This is a genomic window from Anaplasma marginale str. Florida (assembly GCF_000215485.1).
In the GTDB taxonomy this organism is placed as follows: domain Bacteria; phylum Pseudomonadota; class Alphaproteobacteria; order Rickettsiales; family Anaplasmataceae; genus Anaplasma; species Anaplasma marginale.
In genome coordinates, this window is record NZ_AFMS01000009.1 from 1 (window position 1) to 4,652 (window position 4,652).

Below are 4,652 nucleotides of genomic sequence, written 5' to 3' on the forward strand. Positions count from 1 at the left end.
GCTGGTAAGCTCATGGCTAAATTTGCTGCTGGGGTCAGTACTGAAGGCGATGCCAAGAGTTTCGACTGTGCAAATTATAAGAAGGAAGTCAAGTAACCGATACGAGTTGGAAGTGTGGTCATAGGCTTGTGTGGTTGGGCTGAGTGCCAAGGGCAGGAGGAGGTACCAGAAGTTGGGTTATGTAGGTGGCACCAAGAACTTAAAGTGTGTTAATGGTGCAGGGAGCTGTGGCGGGCTTGGGTGGTGCCAAGAACTTCAAGTGTGTTGAGGTACGAGAGGTTGGGAGACAGGAGCCTTGGAGTAAGTTAGGAGTGTGAGTGGGTAGAGTGGGGATGAGAGGACATTGGCTTATCTGTATTGTAAATTTGGGTAATGTGCGGTGGTAGGGGTGATTTACAGGATTTCTCCCCGGAAAACGGAGTGTAAAATTCTTGACAGATGTGAGCGTATGCGGTTAAGTCGTGACGTACTACAAAGGTTGTTTTTTCTGTTGATGGGGTGTCCATGTCAGGCAGTAAGAAAGATGTTGAATCTGAGAAGCAGAAGGCGTTGGATGCGGCCATAAGCCAGATAGAAAGGGCGTTTGGGCGGGGTGCCATTATGAAGTTGAAGCAGCATCCTGCCGAGAAGATGGATAGCGTGTCTACAGGTTCTATAGCTCTGGATGCGGCGTTGGGTATTGGAGGGTTGCCGAAAGGTAGGATAGTAGAGATTTTTGGTCCTGAGAGCTCCGGGAAGACTACACTTGCGCTGCACGTCATCGCAGAGGCCCAAAAGCAGGGCGGTAACTGTGCTTTTATTGATGCCGAACATGCGTTGGACACCGTGTACGCCAGAAAGCTGGGCGTAAATGTGGGGGATTTGATAGTCTCACAGCCCGACACCGGCGAGCAGGCTTTGCACATTGTTGAATACTTAGTGTGCTCCGGTGCCATAGATGTGATAGTAGTGGATTCCGTCGCTGCGCTCACTCCCAGGGCGGAAATAGAGGGTGACATGGGTGACCAGCACATGGGGTTGCAGGCTAGGTTGCTGAGCCACGCGCTTCGCAAGCTGACCTCGGTGGTCTCCAAGGCTAACTGTATATTGGTGTTTATCAACCAGATACGCATAAAGATAGGTGTGATTTACGGCAACCCGGAAGTGACAACGGGTGGTAGTGCGCTCAAGTTCTACACGTCAATACGGCTTGACATTCGCAAAGTAAGCGCGATTAAAGACAAAGACAACGTGATAGGGAACCAGACGAGAGTAAAGGTCGTCAAAAACAAGGTTGCACCCCCGTTCAAGCAGGCGGAGTTTGACATCGTGTACAATGAAGGCATATCGAAGCTGGGTGAGATAGTCGACATGGGTGTCAAGTTCGGTTTTGTCGAGAAGTCTGGTGCGCACTATTCCTACGGCGCGGTAAAGTTGGGACAAGGTAGGGAGAATGCCAAGGGTTATTTGAAAAGCAACCCAGATATCGCGAATGAGTTAGAGCAGAAAATCAGAGCATGCCTTGCGGAGAGTATGCACAGTAGCGATCTGTTCGCTGTAGATGAGCGTACCGATGTGTTGGAGGAGGAGGTTTTCTAGTGCCGGGCGCGCGGTGCTTGATTGCGGATTTTTGCCCCTGGTATCGCACACTCAAACGCCGTGCGGGGGTGCACTGGTATTGTGAGGTTGGGCGGTGAAAGAAAGGGGCATATATACAAGTGATGATGTGCTCAACATGCTGGTGGAGAGGTCTGCAATCCTAAAAGGCCATTTCGTTCTGTCTTCTGGGTTGCACAGTGATACGTACATTCAGTGTGCCAAGCTTCAAGAAGCGCCCTCTGTGTGCGAGACCCTGTGTGCAGCGCTTTTGAGACGAAGCAACGATGTGCTGGGTGACCTGAAGATTGATGTTGTGGCCTCCCCCGCCATGGGGGCAATAGTGTTTGGTTATGAAATTGCCAGGCAGCTCGGAGTGAATTTCGTCTTTTTCGAGCGCGTGCAGGGCAATTTCGAGTTGCGCAGAGGGTTTTGCATAAATGCTAACAGCCGAGTGTTGATAGTGGAAGATGTCATTACCACCGGCGGGTCATCCTTGGAGGTATTTGACGCTGTAACGGCCCTTGGGGGGAAAGTCATGGCTGAGCTGAGCATCATAAGTCGTGGTAGCTGCGTAAACACGCCGTTTCCAGTGGTAAGTCTGTTGGAAATGGATATACGAAACTATGCGGCGGATGATATACCTGATGAGCTGAAGAGTATACCAGTCTCTAAACCTGGTAGTAGGGCATTAAGCTAGTGCACGCATTGTTTTTTTGGCTGATCTGTTATTATGTGCGCGTCACGCAGTGACTTTCGATGTAGATACGCAAGGCAGGTGTTGGTACCCGAGATAGGGCACCGCGGCCACAATAAGTTGAGACAGAGCAAGATTCTAATTGCAGGTTGTGGGGGTCTTGGTAGCGCAGTGATACCGCTCTTGGCGGCCAGCGGCGTGGGGCGGCTTGTCGTGTGTGACGATGATACCGTCAGGATTTCAAATCTGAACCGACAAACTATTTACAGGGAACAGGATGTGGGGCGTAGAAAAGTGCGCGCTGCGGCCGAGTTTATAAAACACCTGAATAGTGATGTCGAAGTGCGTGAAATAGACTGCGCGATCGGTCCAAAAAACTTTGAGACCATACTATCTGATGTGGAAATCGTTGTAGATTGTGTGGATAGACTCGCAGTGAAAATGTTTTTGAACGACGCATGTGTTGCAACGCACAAAACCCTGGTACACTGTGCCGCTATAGGTTTCACTGGCGAAGTAATGGTAATACCACCCGGGGGGAGGCCATGCTACAGGTGTTTTTTTGAAGGGAAGCAAGTAAGCACCAAGCTAAATTGTGCCAATGCCGGAGTTGCGAGCCCTACTGTGGGGGTGGTCGGGAGTATGGCTGCTGCCGAGGTTATTAAGTACGTAGTTGGTAGTCACCAGTCAAGCGTAGGTAAATTATACAGGGTGGACCTCCGCAGTAACCGCTTTACCTCGTACGAACTTTCCGCAAACAGTTTGTGCAGTTGTTGCAGCGACACTGCAAGCGTGGACCCGCACGATTTTGAATCCTACGAAGGTAAACTGCGTATAGAGTAATGACCAGCCGACCTCTAAAAATCCCAGGCTGACCCAATTTGGGGCCCTACAGGTTGCTCGCCCAGCTTAGGCAGAAAGTCTGCCGCGTGCCTCGCGCTGAAAACCGAACCGGCCAACCTACTGGGCCACAACCTACAGTTGTGTTACGCGAAACCCCAAAACGCTAAGCCGAATTTGCAGCCCCAAACCGGGGCTGGCATGCATTCCAAAAAGCATTCGGCACAGCGCGGACCCCCACGCACTACCACTTCTCCATTGGCAGCCCGCACCCAGTGTTGCGCAACATCCAGACACCAAAGTGACGCAACATGTGGCAAAGACTTTTAGATCTTTACCACATGTGAAAAGCCCACAATTAGCTGAACAGGAATCTTGCTCCAAGGTTAAAGCCGTAGTCAGCAATATGCGCTTTGACTGAGGCTTTTGCTTCTCCAGAGAACTTTACACTGTTGTGTGCGGGAATGTCCTTGTAAGACTCATCAAATAGCCCGTGGTAGAACCCACCTGCCACCAAGGATATTTCCGGAGTAAACTGGTAGCTAATCCCAACCTTGCCCCTGTAGGCCAGCTTTGTGGTTACTTGCTTAGAGATGTCAACAAAGCTTGCGCCTATCCCGGCACATACATACGGGGACACAGGTAAATCTGTGTGCAGCACGTCATAGCAGCCATTTAACATGACTGAGGTGTTTGTGATTTCATCAATTTTGACTACGAAGTAATTGGTCTCAGTAATGTTAGCGTCGCGGGTAATAGCTGCCAGAGATTCCGCACCACTTTTTGCGTACTGCCCGTCCGCCAAAGTAGCAAACCTTCTGTAGCTCGCTTCCAATTCCACTCTGGCTCCTCCCAGAGAATATCCCACAGCGCCGTCGAAAGACGTGATTAAGTTTTTAGAGAAGGCAAAAGTGTAGCCAGATTTGGAAAAGTTTGCTGGCACACTCACATCAATCGTTGCAATGCTCTTGTCATAGCCTCTAACGTATGAGGTCTCTTTGCTTGACTCACGCATGTCGAACGAGGTAACAGAAGGAAATGCTGGGCTGTAGGCCGCACCCACGTAAAAGCTACCTCCCATTACTCCCCCTTCAGAAGCCACTTCGTGACTCATGGGAGATGCCACTACGGCCCCACTAACAAGTAGGGAGCAGGCGCAGACTGTGGCTGCTGACAGGCCCCCTGTAAACAATTCTCTGTAATTCATAGTAATCCTTTTGATAAATCATAAAAACACGCAGCAGTTTAGCATATAAAAGGTTAGGGTGGAAGTATCATAGCAGAAATTATAAAGCGCAACTCACCCACGACGCACACGGCCCTACCACACGCACCACGCCTTGCACAGGAGCGGTGCTGTAGATTTCTATAAGCACTTACAGATGAAGTCAAGCCTTCTGTAGTTTATTGTTGCTTGCGCTGTAAGTGCGGTCTATTGCATTATCGCGTGATACCGCACAAACACAAGACACAATCTGCTACTGTTGCGCATTAGCCTTGAACTGCTTGCGCCAGTGGAGCCCTCTAGGCCCTGTTCCTA

4 protein-coding genes and 1 pseudogene are annotated in these 4,652 nt (G+C 50.2%); 4 read left to right on the forward strand and 1 reads right to left on the reverse strand.

Annotation, left to right across the window (positions count from 1 at the left end; translation table 11 throughout):
- The 4 genes and pseudogenes from GAC_RS06220 to GAC_RS00315 form a co-directional block, all read left to right on the forward strand.
- Positions 1 to 96, forward strand: a pseudogene (locus GAC_RS06220) (TrbC/VirB2 family protein); the annotation flags it as partial.
- 408 nt (positions 97 to 504) lie between these two features.
- Positions 505 to 1,578, forward strand: a complete 1,074-nt coding sequence (gene recA / locus GAC_RS00305) for a recombinase RecA (protein ID WP_010262591.1) — start codon at positions 505 to 507, stop codon at positions 1,576 to 1,578.
- Positions 1,579 to 1,672: 94 nt separating this feature from the next.
- The gene (gene pyrE, locus GAC_RS00310) at positions 1,673 to 2,275 is read left to right on the forward strand and encodes an orotate phosphoribosyltransferase (protein ID WP_010262594.1); all 603 of its coding nucleotides are present in this window, start codon (positions 1,673 to 1,675) and stop codon (positions 2,273 to 2,275) included.
- Positions 2,276 to 2,308: 33 nt separating this feature from the next.
- The gene (locus GAC_RS00315; protein WP_010262598.1) at positions 2,309 to 3,115 is read left to right on the forward strand and encodes a HesA/MoeB/ThiF family protein; all 807 of its coding nucleotides are present in this window, start codon (positions 2,309 to 2,311) and stop codon (positions 3,113 to 3,115) included.
- A 355-nt stretch (positions 3,116 to 3,470) separates the two neighbouring features.
- Here the strand turns inward: GAC_RS00315 and GAC_RS00320 are convergent, their stop codons facing one another.
- A complete protein-coding gene (locus GAC_RS00320; protein WP_010266964.1) occupies positions 3,471 to 4,319 on the reverse strand; it encodes a P44/Msp2 family outer membrane protein in 849 nt (282 codons plus the stop codon).
- Between the last annotated feature and the right edge of the window lie 333 nt (positions 4,320 to 4,652).